Source organism: Vibrio sp. E14, assembly GCF_020515785.1.
GTDB lineage: Bacteria > Pseudomonadota > Gammaproteobacteria > Enterobacterales > Vibrionaceae > Vibrio > Vibrio diabolicus.
In genome coordinates this window covers 274787-298821 of record NZ_JAHPJI010000005.1, presented here as the reverse complement: position 1 = coordinate 298821, position 24035 = coordinate 274787, and the positions used below count along the sequence as shown (strand labels likewise).

Sequence of the window (24035 nt, the reverse complement as noted above, 5' to 3'; positions counted from 1 at the left end):
TTGAAACTAACAAAATCGTTACTTGCGTTGGCTGTTTTGCCAATGTTCGCAAGTGCTGATGATTTGTCACAGACACAAAATCACACTATACAACCCCAGATCGTAGGCGGCATCACTGCTGATCCTAGTGAGTGGAGATTCTACACCCAAATTGTTAGCCGTTATGGTAACCGATCATATTGTGGTGCCAGTTATATTGGGAATGGCTACGTCCTGACTGCGGCACACTGTGTCGAGGGTGATTCACCGAATCAGATTGCGGTTAAAATTGGTGGCGTCGTTTACAATGGCACTGACGGTGTTCGAGCTAACGTGAGTGAAATCCACATGCACCCGGCATATCGCCGAGCAACGCTTTCTCACGATCTCGCAGTATTAAAGTTGGACTCTGTACCTCAAGGTGTTGCTGCGGTTGAAATTGCCGATGGCAGTCTAACGCAATACGCCAGCATCGGAGATTGGCTTACAGTCGCAGGTTTAGGGAGAACCTCTGAAGGAGGAAGCTCTCCATCTCGATTGCAAGAAGTTGACGTTCCGCTCGTGTCGGACACTACTTGTCGTCAAGCCGGTGGTAATTACACAACCGTTGGAGAGGTGTCTTTCTGCGCGGGAATTCCTCAAGGTGGGATAGATTCCTGTCAGGGAGATAGCGGTGGCCCAATCGTTATTAATCGTGGTGGCGTAATTACTCAACTTGGTGTGGTCAGTTGGGGGATAGGTTGTGCTCGTCCGGGTATGTATGGTGTTTATAGCGATATCGCCGCCATGCGCAATTTTGTTAATGGTGTCATTGGCACGACTACACCTCCGAAAGAGAATGTTTCTGTTGGGTATACCACCGAACAGACATTGGCATCATTTAATGTTGGCGAGTTGCAGCAACATAGTTTTGTTATCAAAAATTCAGGTAACACGACGTTCACTGTAGAAAACGTTCGCGCGTTTGCTTCTGGCGTTGCTGATGCTGCCGTTATTGCAAATGATCAGTGTTCTCAGGCGACGTTAGCAATGAATGCAAGCTGTCGTGTCGATGTCGAATTTGGAGCAGCTCAGGCGGGAGAAGCAAGAGTTGCTTTGAACTTCAACGTTGATAAGACCAGTACACAATATCAGGCGCTAGTGTCGGCTCAAGCGAAAACAGTGACAACGCCTCCAACAGATAACTGCGCAGCAGAATGGCAAGCGAGTACGGTGTATCTCAAAGGGGATAACGTTACTTGGAATGGCAAAGTGTGGCAGGCGCAGTGGTGGACTCAAGGCGATAACCCAGCAGACTCTGGACCTTGGGGTGTTTGGCAAGAAGTTCGCGACGCACATTGCAAGTCTAACTAACCATCAAGCATTCAAAAGCTGATTCGTTGGTGACTTGAGGTAGAATTCATTCTTGGTTTCAACGAGCAGCGCATAGTTATCATAAGCAGGGTTTATTGTTTTCGAATAATAAGCCCTTTTTTATTGTTCCAACTTTGAGAACCCATAAAATGTGTATGACTTTATCCTGACGCTACCTTCATATAACTGGCAGAATTGCGATCAACATTTCATGTTTTGTCTGATTTTTGTCAGGTTTGCATTAAATTACTCTCCAATGAGCTTCAAGATCATGCTTTATTCGATCAACGTTGTTTGGCATAACTCGTTACTTAATTTTTATCGAAAAAGATAAGATTAACTGCCATTATTCATTGGTTATCATAATGTTTACTTAAGGTCATATTTTGTGTTGAGACAGCTGTTATTACTCATCCTTTGTTTTATTTTGTTACCTGTTTCACCAATCTCTACGGCTAAAGCTGCCGCGAGCGAAGTAAAAGGGGCGCTCTGCGTTGTTCGTGCTGACGACAAGTTAGTGCTAGTTCATGAAATATTGACGGATAAGATTTCTCTACCTGGTGGGACAATTATTGATGGAGAATCTCCCAAAGTTGCTGCGCAAAGAGAAACGTGGGAAGAAACGGGTTTAGTGGTCACGGTTGGGGAGGAACTTGGCAGAACAGACACCGCGGTTTATTACGATTGCATATCAGATTCTGAGGTTATTGCTTTTTCGATGAACAATTCCTTAGGTGGGAATGAGTTACCTATTTGGTTTGCTCCTCACTACGGAGTAGAAATCGCATCTGCAATGTTACTTGGACCATCCGAGCTGCCATCATTTTTGTACCGCTATCCCGCTCAATGGCCACAAGCCATTCAGTTTTTTGAACAAGCTACTCAGCAGTCCGCATCTTATGTGACTCAGCTGATCGAATCCGCGCCTTCATTTCGTCAGATTGAATTGAGGTGGATGAAAGACTTACAAAGCTGGGTAGGGGCTTTATCAGAAACGAGTTTCGAGGTAGCGAATCAGATCTCAAATCTTGTTATAGAACTGACAGAACCTACGATACTGCTTTTTCTATTTCCGTTAGTAATGATGCGGTTTGGCAGTCGATTTGTATTCCGACTCTTTTTCGCTATTAGCGCGACGTCCCTGATGGTACTTGTAGCTCAACAGGGCTTTGCGCTTCCTCGCCCGCATGTCTATATACCAATGATGGAGTTAACACACAGCTTTGGATTTAGTTTTCCAAGTTTGCCTATTGCCGTTTGGTTTTGTGTTTTAACCTTTTTATTTCAGAGAACACATTATTTCGGTTTGAATGGTACGACCGCTGTTATGATGCTCATCACGCTTACTATTATGTTATGTAAGTTTTTCCTTGGTAGCGCCTTTTTCTTAGATATGTTGTTTGGTGCGCTGTTAGGAAGCTTGGTGGCCTGGCATGTTCTGCGATTGGAAACAAATCAAGACGTGAATGTTGATCAAGTGCTGAGCTCAAAAGGCGTCTGGTTCATTATGACTGCGGTAACGGCGGTCATCTCTGTTATCTGGCCATTACCTGTGTTTGGTCGTTGGTTGGCTATTTTAATTACGGCATCAGCATTGGTTATGACGTTTAGAGAGTCAAAAGTGCATTTGGATTCTCGTCAGATGATTTTTGTAACGCTTGCGTTGGTATTCGTTGAGCAACTTTATTTGTACTCAAGCTCTGTTGTCTCGTTTAGTGGTTTGTGGTCATTGGTATTGTCGACGTTGCATTATCCATTGTTGATGTTGCTGTTTATCTTGCTTGCAAGAAAGCTGATTCATGAAAAACAACAGAGAGAAACAGTGCTAGATTGATGGTTGTATGTTTTCTTTCTCAGGCATACGAGTAAAAAGAAAGCCTTGCTTTACAGCAAGGCTTTTTTGTATGTTGAGTAGCTCAACAATGTGGCTTTGCGTATATCTGACGCCATGGCTGAGTTAAAGGTAATAACGTTGATGCCATTGCGGCGGAGAGAATTAAGCGTTAAGGACGAATTTTTCAATCGCTTTAGCTACACCGTGTTCATCATTACTTGCCGTAATGTAATCAGCGATTTGTTTGGTCTCTTCCATTGCATTTGCCATCGCGATGCCAAGGCCAGCGTACTTCAGCATGTGGTGGTCATTTTCAGCATCACCCATACAGATCACTTCTTCCGGTTGAATACCTAGATACTCAGCAATTGCAGCAACACCAATACCTTTGTTGCTCGCTGGGTTAAGAAATTCCAGGAAGAACGGGGCGCTTTGAACCACCGTAAACTCTTCACGCATTTCAGACGGAAGCGCAGCGATGACCTCAGTTAACTTACTTGGCTCGGCAACCATCATTGCTTTGATGATTGGATGATCATCTTCTAGCGATTCAAAATTAATCTCTGTTACATTTAAGCCATTAATGTTGGCTTCGATGTCAGTGTATGGGTTTTTCTCATTGGTGATCAAGCCATGTACTTGGCTGAATGCGTGCACATAAGCGCCTAATTCTTTCGCTTTACGAGCGACTAATTTAGCTGCCTTACCATCAATGATTTGCTGGTGGATGATTTCATTTGTTCCTACGTTCTTAACCATAGAGCCATTGTAGAAAAGGACAAAATCTTTATCGGAATGGATATTCAGTTCGTCGAGCTTGCCTTGCATTCCTTCTAATGGGCGACCAGAAGCGAGAACGACAGTAACGCCTGCTTCTCGAGCCTTTGCGATCGCTTGTTTGTTTTCTTCAGAGATTGCTTTATCACTATTGAGCAGTGTGCCATCCATATCTAATGCGATCAGTTTATACATCATTTCTTACCTTAAAGTTTTTGGGAACTGTAAGTGAATAAGGTTTGGTATAACGCGAACCAGAAACCTACGCTCACCGCGACTATGAAACTACAAAATGGTCTATTTTAACAATTAATTTTTGGTTTAAATTGACCTAGACACGTGTGTCCATTAAGGTCTTCGCCTCGAAGTATTATGAGTTGAGTGAGTTCTACGTTGTATAAGCTAAATGAGATGTTTGAAACCATCCAAGGGGAAGGGGTTTTCACTGGAGTACCTGCTGTTTTTGTTCGCCTTCAAGAGTGTCCGGTTGGTTGCTCATGGTGCGATACCAAACAAACGTGGTATGCAGATGAGAATGACCAACGTCAAATTGGTGATATTTTGGTGAAGACGGAAGATTCTCCGACATGGTGCGTCGCATCTGCCGAGAACATCGTAGAGCAATATCAACTGCAAGGCTTTAATGCTAAACATATCGTGATTACTGGTGGGGAGCCTTGTATTTATGATCTACGCCCTTTAACAGAGGCGTTTGAGGATATGGGTTGCCAATGCCAAATCGAAACCAGTGGCACATCAGAAGTCATCACGTCAGAAAATACATGGGTGACCGTGTCACCAAAAGTGGCGATGAAGGGTAAACTGCCAGTTCTCAATAGCGCGTTAGAGCGTGCGAATGAGATTAAGCACCCTGTTGGTACACAAAAAGACATCGACCACCTTGATGAGCTATTGGCAAATGCGAATGTCGCGGTTGAGACTGTCATTGCATTGCAGCCTATTAGCCAAAAGCCTCGTGCAACGCAATTGTGTATTGAAACGTGCATTGCTCGCAATTGGCGCTTGTCTGTTCAAACTCATAAATATCTAAGTATTGCTTAAGAGCGGAGAGAGAAATGAAAAAAGCCGTTGTTGTTTTTAGTGGTGGTCAGGATTCCACGACTTGTCTGGTTCAAGCACTTAAAGAGTTTGATGAAGTTCATGCCATTACTTTTGATTATGGTCAGCGCCACAAGTTAGAGATAGAAGTGGCACAAAAGATCGCAAAGGATCTTGGCGTCAAAGCGCATAAAGTGATGGATGTTGGCCTTTTAAACGAACTTGCGATTAGCTCTCTCACGCGTGATGACACCCCTGTCTCACACGAATTGCAAGAAAACGGCCTACCAAACTCTTTTGTTCCTGGCCGTAACATTCTATTTTTAACGCTCGCAGGAATCTACGCCTACCAAATTGGGGCTGAAACCGTAATTACTGGCGTGTGTGAAACTGACTTTAGCGGTTATCCAGATTGTCGTGACGATTTTGTGAAAGCAATGAACACGGCTTTGGTGAAAGGGATGGACCGTAACCTGACGATCAAAACACCGTTAATGTGGCTAAATAAAGCAGAAACGTGGGCGTTAGCTGATCAATATGACGCGTTGCAACTGGTTCGTGAAAATACGTTGACCTGCTACAACGGGGTCATTGGTGATGGTTGCGGTGATTGCCCATCGTGCGATTTGCGCAAAGCTGGCTTAGATGATTACCTAAACAATAAAGAGACCGTAATGCAGTCTCTTGTGAACAAGCAGGCTGCTGACGTTTAGTCGTGCCTTGCTTTACTGGCTAACATAGTCAGAACTTAGGCTAATTGGCTCATTGTATGCGTCTATAATGATGTTTTTTCCCTGCTTTTTAGCCTGGTATAAAGCTTGGTCTAGTATCGAATAAAGTTCATCAAAGTTGGTAAGCGGCATTGATGTTGAGAGATAGGCCAAGCTAGCAGTTACACTCAAATCACTATTATTTACCGTGCGTACGCACTTCTCTGAAATCGTTTTGTGTAGGCTTTGCACCCGGAAAGGAACGTCAATTTCATCGACGTTTTTCAATAATAAGATAAACTCTTCTCCACCCAAACGGCCGATATACTCTCCCTTATTGAGCTTAGCTTTAAGCACTTGGCAAACTTGCTGTAACACCAAGTCGCCAGTCGGATGACCGTATTGATCATTTATCGTCTTAAAGTCATCAAGGTCGATTAATGCTAAAACATAGCGGAAGTCTTCGTCCGCTTTGGAGGTTTGACCTTTGATGGTCTCTATAATTGCCGCTCTATTCAACGCACATGTTAGACTATCTATTTTGGCTTTTTGTCGTGTTTGTCGCTGAAGTATCAATGCCAGAATGAGCAAGACCAACAAACAGGAAACCACAAAATTATAAGTGCGCTTTTGATCGGTAAGCTTCTCAAATTGATGCTGATTTAAGCTTTTTTCATTATTCAACCGAGCGACTTGAAGATCATATTCGTACTCTTTCTTTGTGAGGTCTAATGCCTCTAATGCTTTAATATTGCTAGCGTCTCGGTTGGCCAATTCAATGGTTGAATAGGCTTCGTGGTGCTCTAATGCCAGTTTATAATCACCTTGGGCTTGGTATGCTTCGGAAAGGAGTAATTGAGCTTGTGCCTGTAATAATGGTCTAGAGTTATTGATCGCTAGTGTTAACGCGACTTTGCCATGTGCAATCGATTTTTCAGTAGCATGGTTTTTCAAATACGCGAACCCAGCAGCTAAATGCCCTTCCGTTTCGAGGTGCGTATTTTCATACGTTTCAGCAATGTCTAAAGCTTTTCTAATGTAATCTACTGCGGTATCCAGTTGCCCACTTTCGGCTAAAACCGCAGACAGCCCTAAGTAGCTTAACCCTTGACCATATGGGTATTGGAGCTGGTTGAGTATTGTTAATGCATTTTGATAATGATTGATGGCTTTATCGAATTCTTTGGATTTCTTATACATTGCCCCAAGGCTATGTTCGACTTGGGCGACTTTGAGTGGTGTCCCTTCATCTTGACGAGCGAGTAGGGCTTGGATGAGATATTGTTCTGATTGTTCAAACTGCCCAAGCTCTGCAAGTAAATTTCCGACGTCATTGTAAATGCCAGAAGGATCGCTTTGAGCAGACATGTTCGCCAGCAGCTTTCTATAAAGACTCAGCGCTTTTTCATAGTCGCCACGATAGTTATAATTGTTCGCTACCACACGTAACGCGAGATCAATAGGGAAGTTTTCTTGGTGTTGTTGACTTAGATGGCTTTCTAACGACGAGCAATAAAAGTTTGCTTTGTGATAACGACCTTGTTGATTCAAGGTATAACAGAGCTGATAGTTCATCAAAGCTTTGCCTTCAGAATCTGAAGTCTGCTTCATTTTTTTTCGCAACGAAGAAAAGCTATTTACTGAGGCGTCATAACTACCATGCTTACGTTCATTTAAGGCAAGAATGTACTCTGACTCCAACTGAGCAAAGTTATTGTTGAGAACTTGGCTGCTACCATAGTACGGCTGTTTTATGTTCGACATATATTCATAAATCAGCCCGCTGACGTAGAGTTTTTCGCTGTGCGATTTCGCTGTGTGGTATCGATCTTGAAGCATGCTTAATGCTGAGTCAGGATTACTTCTCAATGTGGTTTGATAAACGGCGTGCCACTGCGTGATATTTTGTTCTGGCTCAATATCTTGAGTGTCACTAGCATATACCGGGGCGAGTAAGAGTGACGCAAGCAAAGGATAGAGCGTGCGCATATTTAAACGTGCCTTATGTTCTTTTGTTGCTTTGGAATTGGAGAATCATAGCGCTATTAATTGATCAGCGTTGTGATTGAGTTGGGTGTACGAAGAAAAAGAATAGGAAAACTATGCACTTGGTCGATATATCAAAAAAGAGCATAAAAAGAAAGACCCCAACATAAAGTTGAGGCCTAGAAGTCGTTACGCAATGTAAAGCTTAGCTAGATCTTGAGGCTCCATTTCTTTGCCTTCTAGCTGATCGTTCCAGTTAGTACCAACAAGAACACCATCTTCTGCAAGAGTTAAAAGCCAATCTTCAACAAAGATATCTAGTGGGATTTCTAGTACAGTGAAGTCAGCCCATTCTTCAACATTGTGCGCTTCTGCATCTTCTTTAGAAGACCAGAAAGGCATGACTTCACTGTTTTGGAATTCAGTTGAATCGCAAGATAGCCAACCTTCTTCATTGCGTAAACCCCAAACCAGTTGGTTTTCTTTTGTTTCTGCAACAAAAAGGTCAAGGTTTGCTTGGATATCTGATGTAAGTTTGCTCATTTCAAAACTCTCGTTGTTATGACGCCGCTAGGGTAACACTAAAGTGCCGATTCCTAAAGCATAATACGGTTATTGCAATGAGTAAAAATAAAGGAGCCGAAGCTCCTTTTCTTATGTCATTCTAGGTTTATTAATGCTTGTTTGAACAAACATTAATACAGATATTTTTACCTTTCAGGGAGGGTAGTGAATATTGTCCACTCTTTTTTAATCTCGCCTTTATAACCAACGACAGAAGCAGTTACTCGGCGGTTTAAAGCGTGGCTGACTTCATCGGTACCTTGTTGCGCTAGGTGAGTATCTCCAAAGCCAACAATACGAACTCTGCTCGGTTCGATGTTGTAGCTCAATAGCGCCTCACGGACATTGCGTGCTCGTCTCTCTGATAGATCTTGGTTGTGTTGAGAGCCACCAACTTTACTCGCGTAGCCGTGCAGTTCGATCGACGTAGTAGGGTATTCTTTTAAAAAATCGGACAGTTCACGTACTTGTCTTCTGAACACGGGATTGATTTCATCAGAATCATTGGCAAAAAGAATTCTTACTTGCATGTTATCTGATGCTTTAATGTATTCGCCGCAACCGTCATTATCGACTTCTGAGCCTTCCGGTGTGCCAGGGCACATATCTCGAGCGTTGATGACGCCATCGTTATCTTCATCTTGAAGGTCAGCAATTTGCTCTGCACTTGGTACAGGTCGATAGTCATACTCGTCTTCAGCAGCAACCTGTTGAGTAACGGCGAGAAGACTTAATACAAATAGAATTTTCATTGGTTTCATGATCAGTACTCCACCTTTTCATTCCATTCCGTAGGCACATCGACTCGCAAGGCATTTAACAATTGGCCGGTCGCATTCATTACACGGTATTTCGCGTATTGCTCTGAATATCGAGCATCCAAGTAGTTTTTTCTCGCTTCAAATAACTCGTTTTCAGTATTTAACAAATCCAAAAGGGTTCGTTTACCGATGCGATACTGTTTCTCGTAGGCGATAACAGTTTCAGATGCCGAATCTACGTGATCCGCCAGAAACTCTTTTTGCTGAAGCGTTAAATCTAACGCGCTCCATGATAGACGAAGCCCTTCTTCAACGCTACGGTATGCGCGTTCTCGTAAATCTTTGGCTTTGTTTAGTTGATAGGCAAAGTTTTCAGCATTGGCGACATCACTACCACCATTAAAGAGGTTGTAACGCATACGCAGCATCGCTGTCGTTTCATCACTGCTTCCTTCGATACCGCTTGCATCATCACGCCACGTTTGAGCCGCTTCTACAGATATCGTTGGATAGTAAGTTCCCTTAGATTGCTTATATTGGAACTTAGCTGAGTCTACATCTGCCATCGAAATTTTGATTACTGGATGCGATTCAAATGCCAAGTCAATTGCTTCATCTATGGTGTAGGGAATAAAGTTCTGGTCCGCTCGCGGAAAAATCAATCCTTGTGGGGACTGTCCGACAAGGCGTGTAAACGTGGTGTGGCTGTCATATAAGTTGTTCTGAGCCGCCACCAAGTTACCGTGAGCTTTTGCTAAACGAGCTTCTACTTGAGTTAGGTCAGCAGTAGACCCAAGTCCTGAGTTAACTCGCTTTTTAATGTCTTCGTAGATCTTCTTATGAACCTTCAAGTTGTTTTCTGAAAGTGTAAGAATTTCATAAGCTTTTACTGAATCTAAGTAAACCTTTGCCACTTCGAGTGCCGTGTCTTGAGCATCAGCGAGCAGTTGATAACGAACTGATTCTGCGTCAGCTGCTGTTCGATCCATATCGTTAAGCGTCGCAGAACCGTCCCATATCAGCTGGGTTAGTGTCACGGTGGCTTCTTTTCTTGTCAGATCCGTTGAATCTCGCCCTGATTCTGCTGGGTTAATGCCTTCATAACCGATACCGGCGTCTAAATCTACGGATGGGAGGTAAGCACCGCCAGATGCTTCATTCACATACTGCTTGCTAACGAATTCATTGAACGCACTTTTGATGTCAGGATTGGTTTTTAATGTGTTTTCAACCGCTTGCTCTAGTGTTTGCCCCAAAGCATGACTAGCTGCGAACACACCAATGCAAAAGGCGTTGGCACGAGTCCACTTCACTGTGATTCTCCTAGATAATAATAAAATTTCTCGAGGTGAGAGGGCTTATAAGTGGGATACCTATAAGGTCGTCAATAATTTAGCGCACAATAACATTAATACACGATGAAGTAACCTGTTGATTCATTGTTCATTTGTTTCATTCTTGATAAATCAATTCATTTGGTGGGTCTAAATTTTGAATAAAGATCCCGATTTTAAAGTGAAATTGATGTTTAACAAGAGTTGAGTGGCTTTTATTAAAACAAGATAAATATGCACCTAGATTCCTATTGATGTATGACACATAATTACTTAATTGAGCATCAAATTGCTGTTATTGCACTATATAATCAGGCAATATATAGCAAATTAGTATTGTTAGTCAAAAACTTGACAGTTATTTAGGGTTAAGATTTATATGGATCGTACAGCGTTAGTGTCACTCGGTAATCAAGTCGTCGTAATAGGTTTAGATGGGGAGCTGAGAGTCCTAACAGAAGGACAACAGCCCCTACCAGGTGAAGTGGTAGTGGCAACGACAGATGCTGCACCTCTAAATTTGAGCATTCAACTAACTGAAGAGCAAGGCTCAAAAGATATTTCTGATGATGTGGCACGAATTATTGGTGCTATTGAGCAAGGTCAAGACCCTTCTATAGTTGATGAAGAACTCGCGCCAGCTGCGGGTGAAAACAGTGGTTCAAGTTTGCAAAATAGTGCCACGATTGCACGGGATGGCACTGAAGTACTGGCCTCAACAAATTTTGAAACTATTGGCTTGGAATCCCTCGGCTTATCTGAAACACAAGCGTTGACCTTAAATGACTTTTTCGCAACAAATATAGAAACCAGTGGAGATGGCTCAAATAAACCGCTTACTAATTCTCCAGTGACATTAAGCGCTATCGAAGAAGATAGCGATCCCATCACGATAACTACCGAAGAATTACTATCGAATGTCGATATTGACGATGCTGATACTCTTATCGTTACAAACGTCACTATTGAGAGTGGGAATGGCACTTTAATTGATAACAACGATGGATCTTGGACTTATATCTCAGAAGCTGATGATGATACTGAGGTGTCATTCTCCTATGACATCATTGATGACGATGGGGGTGTTATTAATGGCACCGCTAATTTAGATATTAAGCCTGTTAATGACGCGCCAATAGCGACTAACGATGCGATTCAAACTGACGAAGATTCCCAGGTTGTAATTGATGTGCTCGCTAACGACAGTGACATTGAAGGTGACGATTTATCCATTACTTCTGCTTCTGTATCAGAAGAGCAAGGTATCGTTGAGATTGTCGATGGTAAGCTTGTTTTCACTCCGGCTGAAAACTTCAATGGTAATGCAACTATTAGCTACACTATCTCAGATGGTGAGCTAGAGGATGAAGCTCAAGTCTCGGTAATAGTAAACTCAGTTAACGATGCGCCTATTGCCCTTAATGACGCAACAATTACAAAGGAAGATACCTCAGTAACGATTGATGTGTTGCCAAACGACACTGACATCGATGGTGATACGTTAAGCATTGAATCGGCGTCTGTGCCGAGTGACCAAGGTCAAGTCGAGATTATTGACGGCAAGCTTGTATTTACGCCAACTGAGAACTTCAATGGCGACGCTGAGATCACTTACACCGTCACCGATGGTGCGCTGACTGACGAAGCGACGGTCAAAGTTACGGTGAATGCTGTGAACGATACGCCTGTGGTTGAGAGTAGCATTGCAGACCAAACCTTGGCGGAAGATTTCACGCCATACACGATCGATCTGAATACGGCCTTCAGCGATGTGGATAACGTTGATGGCGAGCTGAGCTTCAGCGTTTCTGGCAACAGCAACATTCAAGTGGCGATCGTCAATGGCATTGCTACGTTCACTCCAACCGCGGACTGGAACGGCTCAGAAATCCTAACGTTTACTGCCACCGATCCAAGCGGCGAGAGTGTTAGTCAAACCGTGAACTTCACAGTTGCCCCTGTGGCGGACATCGTGGCAGACAGCGCGACGGTTGTGGAAGACACGCCTACCATCATCAAGGTTTTAGGTAACGATACGTTCGAAGGCGACGACAAAGTGGTGTCGCTTGATACCAATAACGGTCCAGCTAACGGCACGGTCTCGGTCAATCCTGATGGCAGCGTAACTTACACGCCAAACGACAACTACCACGGTGTGGACAGCTTCACCTACATCGTTACGTCCGGTGGGGTATCGGAGTCCACCACGGTGAACGTCGATGTGACACCAGTGAACGATGCGCCAATGGCGAAAGATGACACGGCAACAACACAAGAAGATACCGCTGTCACGATTTATGTTCTGCCAAACGACACCGATGTGGATGGCCATGAGCTGTCTATTCAATCGGCGTCTGTGCCGAGTGTTCAAGGTACAGTCGAAATTATTGATGGCAAACTGGTGTTCACACCGGCAGAAAACTTCAATGGCGACGCTGAAATCACCTACATCGTTACGGACGGTGAATTGACCGACGAAGCGAACGTGACCGTTACAGTAAATCCAGTAAACGATGCACCAACTATCAAAGTTGATGCCGTAGAAAGCATCACTGAAGATGCAGTGAGCACTGATACGGTAGTGGCAACCTTAACGGTTCGCGATACTGACACGCCGGAAGATGAGCTTACGGTGTTGCTAGAAAACAACTCAAACGGTTACTTCGTGTTGGTTGGCAATGAAGTCAAGCTAACTCAAGAGGGTGTTGACGCGGTTAACAACGATGAACTCGACCTTAGAGACCTGACTATCAGCGCGTCAGTGTCGGATGGTGTTAATCCAACGGCTAGCGACAGTGATAGCTTGGTTGTGAATCGTGTTAACGATGCGCCAACAGTTGATAATGTCATTACAGATCAAGTGTTATCGGAAGATTTCGATGCATACACGATCGACTTGAATGAAGTATTCAAAGATTCCGATTCCTCGCTAGAATTCTCAGTCTCTGGCAATAACAACATCCAAATTTCTATTGTGAATGGTGTTGCTACCATCACTCCGACTGCGGATTGGAATGGCAAAGAGACAATTACGTTCACAGCTAAAGACCCAAGCGGTGAAAGCGTAAGTCAAACGGTGAACTTTACGGTAGCACCAGTAGCTGACATTGAGGCTGATAGTGCGGATGTAGTCGAAGACACACCAACCATCATTAACGTCTTAGGTAACGACACGTTCGAAGGCACTGATAAAGTGGTGTCTTTGGACGCCGATAATGGTCCTAAAAATGGCACCGTCATTGTGAATAACAACGGCACGGTGACCTACACACCAGATGACAACTACGTCGGCAAAGATACGTTCACTTATGTCGTGACATCAGGCGGTGTATCCGAATTCACTACCGTTGAAGTCAATGTGACGCCGGTCAACGACGCGCCAGTGGCGAAAGATGACATCGCTACGACACAAGAAGACACCGCAGTTACTATTGATGTTCTGCCAAACGACACTGATGTGGATGACGATAAGCTGAGTATTGAATCAGCCTCTGTACCTAAAGAGCAGGGTACGGTTGAAGTGGTGGATGGAAAACTCGTTTTCACTCCTGCAGAAAACTTCAATGGCGACGCTGAAATTACCTACATCGTAACGGATGGTCAATTGACCGACGAAGCGAAAGTGGTAGTTACCGTTAACCCAGTAAACGATGCGCCAACTATCAAAGTTGATGCCGTAGAAAGCATCACTGAAGATGCAGTGAGCACTGATACGGTAGTCGCAACCTTAACGGTTCGTGATACTGATACGCCAGAAGACCAATTAACCATTTCTCTAGAAAACAACTCAAACGGCTACTTCGTGTTGGTTGGCAATGAAGTCAAGCTAACTCAAGCGGGTGTTGACGCGGTTAACAACGATGAACTCAACCTTAAAGACCTTACTATCAGCGCGTCAGTGTCGGATGGTGTTAATCCAACGGCTAGCGACAGTGATAGCTTGGTTGTGAATCGTGTTAACGATGCGCCAACAGTTGATAATGCCATTACAGATCAAGTGTTATCGGAAGATTTCGATGCATACACGATCGACTTGAATGAAGTATTCAAAGATTCCGATTCCTCGCTAGAATTCTCAGTCTCTGGCAATAACAACATCCAAATTTCTATTGTGAATGGCGTTGCCACTATCACTCCGACTGCGGATTGGAATGGCAAAGAGACAATTACGTTCACAGCTAAAGACCCAAGTGGTGAAAGCATCAGCCAAACGGTGAACTTCACGGTAGCGCCTGTGGCGGACATCGTGGCAGATAAAGCGACGGTTGTGGAAGACACGCCGACCATCGTCAAGGTCTTAGGTAACGACACGTTCGAAGGCGACGATAAAGTGGTGTCGCTCGATACCAATAACGGACCAGCCAACGGCACGGTCGCGGTCAACCCTGACGGCAGCGTAACTTACACGCCAAACGATAACTATCACGGGGCAGACAGCTTCACCTACATCGTTACGTCTGGGGGCGTCAGTGAATCCACCATTGTTAAAGTTGATGTCACGCCAGTAAACGACAAACCTGACAGTGAAGACTTTACGCATGTGGCCGATGATCAGCTTACGCACGTTGTGTTTGATACCGATACGAAACCTTTAGGTGATGGCGACTCTCAGGATCATATAGCGGATATTGAAGATGACTTAAATAGCAACGATCTACATGTTCGGATTACTGAACTGCCAACATCAGGTACGTTGTTCTTTAAAGATAGTGACGGTGAGTTGCACGAAATTAAAGAAGTAAGCGATACGCTTTATGACAAAGACAGTCTTTACTATGAAGCTGATAATGTTGGTTTCTTATTAGGTATCAAGGATCGCCCAGATACTCCTAATAGCTCTGAGTCTACAACAGACTTCAACAATTGGGGGCTAAGTGAGGACGGAGGTCCTTCACATTCCCGTACTGAGCATTTAGTAAATGGTTCCTCCATCACTATATCTTCTGATAGTGATGAGCTTGCTCAATACAACCGCCAGGTGTCACACATCGGCAATGGTATTGCTGACAATGATGGGCAGGGTATTGAGAAGGGTGAAACAATTACGATCGATTTGTCTAATAACCCTGTGGGCAGCGTAAACCTTGGACTAGATGGACTAGGTGGATTGTTTGATTACGGTGATGACAACGCAGCGCTTATTACGGTTACATACTTAGATTCAAATAATGTCCAACAGACTCAAACGTTCGAGTTTTTGAAGCCTGAAGGCAACTTCATGCTATTCCAAGAAACAAGCGTTGGTTATGGGAAAGAGCTAGCTCTTCCTGAAGCTTCGGTCATTACTCAGTTAGATTTTTCTACGAAAAATGAAGGTAACTGGGAGTTACGTTATGTAGAAGGTGTTCCTGCCGAAGACAGCTTTGGATATGTGGCCGTCGACTCTGAAAGTGGCGTTAGCGATCCATCTACAGTCAATATCGTTAATGAAATGCTAGATGGTAATGTTGCTGAAAATGGGCCAAGTCTGTCTGTGGTCGGTGATAGCGTGACTGAGGGTGACAATGTCACGTTTTCGGTTGTTCTAGATGAAGTCACCAGTACTGCTGTTAAGTACCAAGTTGATATGCTTGCTCAAGGTTCTTCAGTTGATAAGAATGACGTAAATCTATCAAATGCAACCTACACAAATGGTGTTGTTTTCTTAGGTGGTTACTTGATTGTTCCTGCAGGTATAAGCAGCTTCGAAATATCGATTCCGACTATTGATGACTTGGTTGTGGAAAGCAGCGAAACGATCGTTCTTGAGCTCGGCGGTGAAACGGGGACGGCAACAGTTCTTGATAATGATAGTACAGAACTTAGCGTAGTAGATGCCGGCGATGTCATTGAAGGAACTGACGCAATATTTACCGTTTTACTCTCTAACCCTGTTCAAGAGGCCGTTGTCGTCAATCTGAAGTCAACAACAAATGATAGCTATACTGCGGAAGATGTTGATCTAGGCACTATGGTAGTGACCTATGTGGATACTCATGGTCAAACTCAAGCATTAGATATAGCGCCTAATGGAGACGTTACTATACCTCCAGGTGTCGCTGAAATTAAAGTCGCAGTCCCGACCAAACTAGATAATGTCCATGAAGGTGATGAGAGCTTTGGTCTGACGGTTACGGAAATCGGTAGTGTCACCAGTAATGGTATTGCAACTGGTAACGCAAATATTGTGGATTCTGATCCTGCACCTTTAGTTAGTATTAGTGCCGATCAAAAAAGCGTAAATGAAGGTGAAACGGCAGGCTTTACGCTGACACTTGATAAAGTTGCAGATGAGAGTGTTACGGTTCATGTCGAATATAGTGGCGTGGCCCAAGATGGAAAAGATTTTGTTGGCGTTCTGAGTGTTGAAGTTCCTGCGGGTCAATCTTCAGCTGCTCTTGACTTACTGACGCTCACCGATGGTATTTATGAGGGCGCAGAATCTTTCACAGTAACCATTAAAGAGGTGGATGGCGCTGATGCGAGCATTGCTTCAAATAACAGCGCAAGTGTTGTGATCGTTGATGCCCAAAGTGCACCGAAAGTGACTATTAGCTCAGATCAATCCTCAGTTGATGAAGGTAGTGATGCAAAATTTATCGTCAACATTGACCAAAAAGCAGATGAAGATGTACTGGTAACATTCACAATCGGCGGGAATGTTGATGACAAAGATTATATTGCTCCAAGTACGTACACAGTCACGATTCCAGCGGGTAAAACGTCGGCGCCGATTGATATAAAAACTCTCGATGATGGTATTTACGAAGATCTTGAAAACCTAACTGTGACTCTAATTGGTACGGTTGGTGCAGATTCGACGCTTGCAAGTGACTCGAATGAAGCAACAGTCTCTATTATAGATGCTCAGCACGCTCCAGAGTTTATTTCTGGCGGCGATAGTGCTGGTGACAAACCAAATGATGATGTTTACGACTTCGGGTCAGTTAACGAAAACACGGTGAGTGGGTCCATTATTGGTACGGTCGTTGCTGAAGATCACGATAATGACGTGCTTGTATACCGCTTTGCAGATGGCTCGACCACTAATGGTATTTTTGATATCGACCCGACAAGCGGAGAGATTTCATTGAACAAGACAATCGATGATGTTGACTTGGGCGATTATACGCTTCAGGTTGAGGTTATCGATGGAACTGGCGGGATTGATACTGCCGAGGTCAATGTTTCTCTGGTAAATGTGAATGATGCTCCTGAATCTTCGCCTTCCGCGGTTGAGATGAGTGAAGATACCCAAGTGATGCTTGATTGGTCATCATTCGGTATTAGCGATGTGGACTCTAACGTATCAGAGCTCTCCGTCCAAATCACAACGCTTCCTAGCGATGGGTCATTAGAGTATAAAGATTCGCAAGGCGATTGGCAGTCTGTCCAAATCCATCAAGTGCTTGATAAATCGCTCTTTGATGAAAACAGTGTTCGTTTTGTACCTGAATTAAATGAGTCTGGCAGTGACAGTTTCGGCGGAAATCAAGTCGGAGACCAGGAGTCTAGTTACGCTCAAATTGGCTTTAAACCAACAGATGGACAGAGTACCGGTCAAGAGTCAACACTAACAATAGACGTAAACCCTATCGCTGATAAACCGAACTTAATCGCAGTGACGCACGAGAACTCATTACCCCAACAAGAGTTTAACGTTACAACATGGAGCAATGTTCAAGTTGGTTCTAGTAATGGCATGGGGGTCAGCGGAGAGACTCTAATTGCAGCGATTAACGCTCTTGATGCAGCAGATGGTACTCATTTGAGTTGGTCAAGTGTGGAAGATTTAGGGACTCATGCAACCTTGGCAAATGAGGCCGTTCTAGTCACATCTCTTGTTTATCTCGAAGCTGGCTCGAGTTACGACTTTGTCGGTCAAGCCGATGATAGCCTTGCAATCAAGTTGGGTGGTACGTTACTTGATCAAGCTCGTTGGGGTAGTGACAGTGGTGATATTAAGGGTGCTAGCTTTACCCCTTCGGTATCTGGCTTTTATCCAATTGAAATTTATCACCATAACCAAAGTGGTCCGGGTAACTTTAATGTGGATGTATCCATTAATGGACAAGCGCCTGTCAATCTGAGCAATAGTAGTCTTTACGTAGTTAGTGATGAAAGTGCACTAGAAGCAACTGATATCAGAACGTCTGAACTACAAGAAGTTAATGGTGTTGCGTTTTACGAAACATATCAGCTGAACGAAGGGTTACAAGATACAGCGATACCGCTCTCTGAAATTAAAGCAAGCTTAAATGATACAGATGGCTCTGAATCACTTAAAGTCACGCTAACTGGCTTACCTGTAGGTGCGATCCTTTCAGATGGAAACAGTTCTATTACTGTAGCAACCATTGATGAAGAACTGGACGTGACAAGTTGGGCATTAGATGCACTTACTGTGACTCCACCAGCTGGCTCCCATGATGACTTCACAATCAATTTGAAGGCAACGAGTACAGAACGCGCGAATGGTGATTCAGCAGAATCTAACTTGGCGATCAATGTTGTAGTAAATGAGAACTTACCGACGGAAACGGAAAGTGATATTGGGAAGACCAACGAAGATAATTCGCTACAGGGTAACGTATTGCGTAATGACTCTGATGACGACAACCTTCTGATGGTTGATCACATTACTATTAATGGCACTGACTATGCGGTAGGTGAAAACGTATCTTTGACCAGTGGCACTTTATTAGTAAACCAAGATGGTAGTTACGTATTTGAACCTACCGAGCACTGGTCAGGTGATGTTCCATTAATTAATTACACCACAAATACTGGCGCAACAAATACGCTTGATATCAACGTTGTCGCAGTTGCAGATGCCCCTGCGATCACGATTAATGTTGGAGATTTAGTAAAAAGAGATGCTGTTGATCCTAATCACAACTTAGCTACTTCTGCGATAGATAAGACACCTACAGAGAATGAACTCGTCGCTGCTGATCTTGGTTTGGATGATGTCGTGCAAAAAAATCACTCATACGCCGGAGTGATGCTAGGAGACAACAACGACAGAAGTGATACCGATAGTTTATTCGTTGGGACTGATTACAATGACACCTTCTACGGTGGCGGCGGTGATGACGTATTTATTGGCGGTGGTAATAACGACTCTTTCTATGGTGATGATGCGTCCACTATTACAGATTATGATGGCCAAGATACGGTTTACTTAACTGGAAACTTCAGTGACTACAAAATGACCTTCAAAGACGATCATGGAGGTCAAGTCCCATATTGGATTTTGCTAGATAATCGTTCTATCGATTCGGTAAACGACCACACAGGTAGTGATGATCGTGGTGATCACTTATATGAAATTGAACGAATTGTTTTTGCAGACAAAGTCGTTGAATTGAAGCCCGACGGCACCTATGAAGTGCTTCAAGAGCGTTGGATTCCCGTTGATATTAACGTTGATTTGGTTGATGTCGATGGAAGTGAAAGCTTGGCGCAAACTGTTTTTGTGGAAGGTTTGCCGGATGGTGTAGAGCTGTATATCGATGGACATGCCGTTAATCAGGACGCAAACGGTAATTACCTTGTCACCCTGGATGCTAACGGTAAGGTCTCTTTAGATATCAGAGTGCCGTTTGATTATGAAGGTAGTCTAGAGTTCCCACTAAGCGTTACCGCGACGTCGGTTGAAGAAGCAAATAATGATGCTGCTTCAACAACAGAGTCTGTTGCGCTTACAGCTCGTGACTATGTTCTAGAGTCGGGTTCACATGGGAACGATCAGATAACGGGCAGTGACGATCACGATATTATTGTTGGCGATGTCCAAGGATTGGAGATTATTGCGGGTCAGGACTACAACATCGCCTTTGTTTTGGATACTTCAGGGAGCATGGGTAACTGGGTAGGAACTGCGAAGCAAGAAGTACTAGATGTGTTTGATGAACTGTTAAGCGCTGCAAATCAGGGTGAGAAGCCTGGAACAGTGAATATTCACCTCAGTGAGTTTGCTTCAAGTGCGTCAGCAGTTATTTCCGTTGACTTGAGTTCTCCAACAGCAAGAGATGAGTTTGTAAAAGAACTGAATAGTGCTATAGGTGATGAGGGTGACGGCGGCACAAACTATGAGGCGGGTTTACAGTCAGCTGTTGAATGGTTTAGCAGTCAACCTAACCCTAATGGCCAAAATATCACGTACTTTGTTACTGATGGTCAACCAAATAGAGCAACGCATCTCTATCATTTAGCGCCGAATGAATTCTCGAAAGTGATTTTGGATGTCGATGATTCTGGCAAGCTTGTTACCCTGCAAGATATAGTTAGTAGCAATAATTATTCATACGGACAGACGGTTATCTACAAAGGTGATGTCGTTATAGATAGTTACGGTCAGGTATATTCACCGCTAACAGGCAGAACTCTAGGGGATATCGACAGATATTATGGTTCTATCCGTTACGATGATGAACGTGGCAGCTCAACACAAGCTCAACATATGTATCAAGTATTAGCAGCATTGTCTTCAGTAGAGTCGATAGGTCTTGGTAGTGGTGTTGATGAACAGACACTTAAGCAGTATGACACTGATGGTGTGGTAGAGTCAGATATCGATGTTACTAAGCTTGCTGAAACGATATTGGGTCAAGATGTGCCCCTGAAACAAGGCTCAGACGCTATTCAGGGTGGAGAAGGTGACGATATCTTGCTGGGTGATTTAATTGAATTTGGCGGTAATGAGCAAGGTTTGAGTGCAATTCAATCACATGTGGCACAGCAAACGGGTCAAGATGTTTCTACCATTGGTGGTGAAGACATCCATGAATACGTTAAAAATAACTTAGAAGAATTCAACCAATCTCACCAAGGTGATAAGTCGGATAACTTATCTGGTGGTGCTGGCAACGATTTACTGTTTGGTCAGGGTGGCAACGACATACTCGTTGGTGGTGAAGGTGATGATATTCTGATTGGTGGTTTGGGTAATGATATCTTAACGGGAGATGAGGGCTCTGACATCTTTAAGTGGAGTGAAGTGACCAACGAGGTTGATACGGTTACTGATTTCAACAAAGATGAGGATACTTTAGACTTCTCCGATCTGTTTGATGACTTATCAAAAGATGAAGTTGGTGAGCTTCTTACTGATCTTCAGTCCGGTGATCATACTGGTGATGTCGGAGAGTATCACGTAGAAGTGGCACCAGATGGCGGCTCGGAAGCGAACTTGAGTATTACGAAAGGTGGCTCGACATTGGACATCCATTTTGATGGTGCAAGTGTCGATGATGTGACTCAAAGTCTGATTGCAAGTTTAGAAGCGCAATACAAAGACATGTAGCATGTCTAGCCACAGGTGAAATTGAAAATCAAAAAAGGTCTAGCATTTTGCTAGACCTTTTACTTTTAAACTCCGTTCATTGCGATGTTAGCTCTTAGGAAGTGTCGTGAAAACGGTCCACTCTTTCTTCACTTCACCTTTGTGGCCAATCACCGTTGCGGTGACTCGACGGTTCAACGCATGACTCACTTGGTCGGTGCCTTGTGTTGCAAGTACCGTGTCTCCATAGCCGACAATGGTGACTCTATCTCCACTAATACCATTCATCATGAGTTCTTTTCTAACGTTCTCAGCGCGGCGTTTAGATAAGTCAAGATTGTGTTCTGCAGTACCAGTACGACTGGCATAGCCCTGAATCTCTATCGATGTATTTGGATACTCCTTCAAGAAGTCGGATAGTTCTCGAATTTGCTCCGTAAAGATAGGATTGATCACATCGGAATCATTCGCGAACAGAACTCGAATTTGCATTTCTTGCGAGGAGTCGACATACGAACCGCAGCCATCGTTATCAATCTCGGCACCTAAAGGAGTACCCGGACATAAATCGCGCTCATTAATGACTCCATCAGAATCATCATCAAGATGATCTGCCCACTGATCGGCAATTGGCGTATCAATATAATCATATTCATCGCCTTTATCGGATGAACTGCATGCCGAAATCATCAATGAGAGTGCAATAAGAGTTATGTATTTCATAATTAATACTCCACTTCTTCTAGCCATTCTTTAGGCATTTCAACCCTTAATGCACTCAACAGTTGACCTGTTGCGTTCATCACTCGATATTTGGCGTACTGCTCTGCGTATTTAGAATCTAAGTAGTCTTTACGTGCCTCAAAGAGTTCGTTTTCAGTATTCAATAGATCAAGCAGTGTTCGCTTACCAATGCGATATTGTTTTTCATACGCAATAACGGTTTCAGATGCCGAGTCTACATGATCTGACAGGAACTCTTTTTGCTGTAGGGTCAAATCCAGTGCGCTCCATGAAAGCCTTAACCCTTCTTCAACATTGCGATAAGCACCTTCACGTAAGTCTTTCGCTTTATTTAACTGATAGGCGAAGTTTTCTGAGTTTGCAGCGTCACTGCCGCCATTAAATAGGTTGTAGCGTAGACGTAGCATGGCAAGAGTCTCATCACTGCGGCCTTTTAAGCCATCAGCGTCGTCACGCCATGTTTGTGAAGCTTCAATGGAAATGGTTGGGTAATTAACACCTTTAGATTGTTTGTATTGAAACTTAGCCGAATCTACGTCTGCGAGCGCGACCTGAATGACAGGGTGCAGCTCAAATGCCAAACCTACCGCTTCATCAATGGTGTATGGAATGAAATTCTGATCCGCTCTTGGAAAGATCAACCCTTGCGGGGTTTGACCCACTAAACGAGAGAACATAGTGTGAGAGTCGTACAAATTATTTTGAGCAGCTGCCAAATTACCGTGTGCTTTTGCCAAACGTGCTTCTACCTGTGTTAAATCAGCGGTAGAGCCGATACCCGAGTTGACTCGTTTTTTAATGTCTTCGTAAATATCTTTGTGAACAGCCAGGTTGTTTTCAGACAGCTTGAGTATTTCGTAAGCTTTTACTGCATCTAGATACACTTTGGTGACTTCAAGTGCTTTATCTGATGCATCGGCTAAAAGTTGAAATCTTACTGATTCAGCGTCAGCTGCGGTACGATCGATATCATTTAAGGTTGCACTGCCATCCCATATGAGCTGAGTTAGTGTTACCGAAGCTTCCTTTCGAGTGTAATCTGTATCCCCACGTCCCACCTCGTCAGAAGGGTCTAATCCTTCATACCCAATTCCCGCATCTAGATCAATAGAGGGCAAGTAAGCACCCGAAGAGGCTTCATTTACGTATTTTCTGCTCGTAAATTCATTAAATGCACTCTTAATGTCAGGATTGTTTTTTAACGTCAATGCCACTGCTTGCTCTAAAGTTTGACCGAAAACGGGTATAGACACCATTAAACTACAGCAGCAAGCAATATTTAGTCGGTTCCATTTCACGGTATTTCTCCTAAAAATTCGTGTTGCTTTTTGCTATTTCATCTCATAACTGAGACGAAACATCATAAATAACAGTGCTTGAGTAAGGGATTTATCAACCTACTGTTAAAACTAGGCTTTTGTTTAAAAATTCCAGAATTTCGCCTTTTTAAACCTTAGCACATATGGCAAATGTTGCTCAGCAACATGGCAAGTTTAGCTCGGAGAAAAGCTTGAATTCTTAATATCATAGCGTTTCACAGCCTGTGTCACTCTGCGCTTTTTCGTAACTCTGCCCCTTGAGTTATCAAACGTCCTACAAGCTACACATACAACGAAAATATGATGATTTTGACTAAACTATAGACGTAAATGTAGAGGTGACAAACTT

The 24035-nt window shown here is 43.6% G+C and carries 12 protein-coding genes; 5 read left to right on the top strand and 7 right to left on the bottom strand.

The features are described from left to right. Complete coding sequence (locus LIX84_RS15890) at window positions 1-1332, top strand: trypsin-like serine protease (RefSeq protein ID WP_226421712.1); 1332 nt, start codon at window positions 1-3, stop codon at window positions 1330-1332. A gap of 388 nt (window positions 1333-1720) precedes the next feature. After that, window positions 1721-3166, top strand: coding sequence for a bifunctional NUDIX hydrolase/phosphatase PAP2 family protein (locus LIX84_RS15885; RefSeq protein ID WP_226421711.1), 1446 nt, complete (start codon window positions 1721-1723; stop codon window positions 3164-3166). A 162-nt stretch (window positions 3167-3328) separates the two neighbouring features. Here the strand turns inward: LIX84_RS15885 and LIX84_RS15880 are convergent, their stop codons facing one another. Then, window positions 3329-4138 carry a Cof-type HAD-IIB family hydrolase gene (locus LIX84_RS15880; protein ID WP_046874945.1) on the bottom strand — a complete coding sequence of 270 codons (810 nt, stop codon included), beginning with the start codon at window positions 4136-4138 and terminating at the stop codon, window positions 3329-3331. 216 nt (window positions 4139-4354) lie between these two features. Here LIX84_RS15880 and queE point away from each other — a divergent pair, with 216 nt between their 5' ends. Then, window positions 4355-5005 (top strand): 7-carboxy-7-deazaguanine synthase QueE, encoded by a 651-nt coding sequence (gene queE, locus LIX84_RS15875; protein WP_031780442.1) that lies wholly within the window; start codon window positions 4355-4357, stop codon window positions 5003-5005. Between the two features lie 14 nt (window positions 5006-5019). Further along, window positions 5020-5715 (top strand): 7-cyano-7-deazaguanine synthase QueC, encoded by a 696-nt coding sequence (queC, locus tag LIX84_RS15870; RefSeq protein ID WP_226421710.1) that lies wholly within the window; start codon window positions 5020-5022, stop codon window positions 5713-5715. 12 nt (window positions 5716-5727) lie between these two features. Here the strand turns inward: queC and LIX84_RS15865 are convergent, their stop codons facing one another. The 4 genes from LIX84_RS15865 to LIX84_RS15850 form a co-directional block, all read right to left on the bottom strand. Beyond that, the gene (locus tag LIX84_RS15865; RefSeq protein ID WP_226421709.1) at window positions 5728-7701 is read right to left on the bottom strand and encodes a tetratricopeptide repeat-containing diguanylate cyclase; all 1974 of its coding nucleotides are present in this window, start codon (window positions 7699-7701) and stop codon (window positions 5728-5730) included. A gap of 186 nt (window positions 7702-7887) precedes the next feature. Next, complete coding sequence (locus LIX84_RS15860) at window positions 7888-8241, bottom strand: DUF2750 domain-containing protein (RefSeq protein WP_104969426.1); 354 nt, start codon at window positions 8239-8241, stop codon at window positions 7888-7890. Window positions 8242-8408: 167 nt separating this feature from the next. Then, window positions 8409-9023: an OmpA family protein gene (locus LIX84_RS15855; RefSeq protein WP_012841789.1), complete on the bottom strand. Its 615-nt coding sequence runs from the start codon at window positions 9021-9023 to the stop codon at window positions 8409-8411. A 2-nt stretch (window positions 9024-9025) separates the two neighbouring features. Then, on the bottom strand, window positions 9026-10336 hold the full coding sequence (locus LIX84_RS15850) for a TolC family outer membrane protein (RefSeq protein WP_226421708.1): 1311 nt from the start codon (window positions 10334-10336) through the stop codon (window positions 9026-9028). Between the two features lie 400 nt (window positions 10337-10736). Here LIX84_RS15850 and LIX84_RS15845 point away from each other — a divergent pair, with 400 nt between their 5' ends. After that, complete coding sequence (locus LIX84_RS15845; RefSeq protein ID WP_226421707.1) at window positions 10737-21644, top strand: tandem-95 repeat protein; 10908 nt, start codon at window positions 10737-10739, stop codon at window positions 21642-21644. Window positions 21645-21731: 87 nt separating this feature from the next. Here the strand turns inward: LIX84_RS15845 and LIX84_RS15840 are convergent, their stop codons facing one another. Both LIX84_RS15840 and LIX84_RS15835 read right to left on the bottom strand, forming a co-directional pair. Further along, window positions 21732-22346 carry an OmpA family protein gene (locus tag LIX84_RS15840; protein ID WP_006741557.1) on the bottom strand — a complete coding sequence of 205 codons (615 nt, stop codon included), beginning with the start codon at window positions 22344-22346 and terminating at the stop codon, window positions 21732-21734. Window positions 22347-22348: 2 nt separating this feature from the next. Next, window positions 22349-23665, bottom strand: coding sequence for a TolC family outer membrane protein (locus tag LIX84_RS15835; RefSeq protein WP_226421706.1), 1317 nt, complete (start codon window positions 23663-23665; stop codon window positions 22349-22351). Window positions 23666-24035: the final 370 nt, after the last annotated feature.

Excerpts from the sequence above, each read along its gene's own strand:
- LIX84_RS15845 (WP_226421707.1), top strand. The coding sequence starts at position 10,737 with ATGGATCGTACAGCGTTAGTGTCACTCGGTAATCAAGTCGTCGTAATA.
- LIX84_RS15865 (WP_226421709.1), bottom strand. The coding sequence starts at position 7,701 with ATGCGCACGCTCTATCCTTTGCTTGCGTCACTCTTACTCGCCCCGGTA.
- LIX84_RS15860 (WP_104969426.1), bottom strand. The coding sequence starts at position 8,241 with ATGAGCAAACTTACATCAGATATCCAAGCAAACCTTGACCTTTTTGTT.
- LIX84_RS15880 (WP_046874945.1), bottom strand. The coding sequence starts at position 4,138 with ATGTATAAACTGATCGCATTAGATATGGATGGCACACTGCTCAATAGT.
- LIX84_RS15855 (WP_012841789.1), bottom strand. The coding sequence starts at position 9,023 with ATGAAACCAATGAAAATTCTATTTGTATTAAGTCTTCTCGCCGTTACT.
- queE (WP_031780442.1), top strand. The coding sequence starts at position 4,355 with ATGTTTGAAACCATCCAAGGGGAAGGGGTTTTCACTGGAGTACCTGCT.
- LIX84_RS15840 (WP_006741557.1), bottom strand. The coding sequence starts at position 22,346 with ATGAAATACATAACTCTTATTGCACTCTCATTGATGATTTCGGCATGC.
- queC (WP_226421710.1), top strand. The coding sequence starts at position 5,020 with ATGAAAAAAGCCGTTGTTGTTTTTAGTGGTGGTCAGGATTCCACGACT.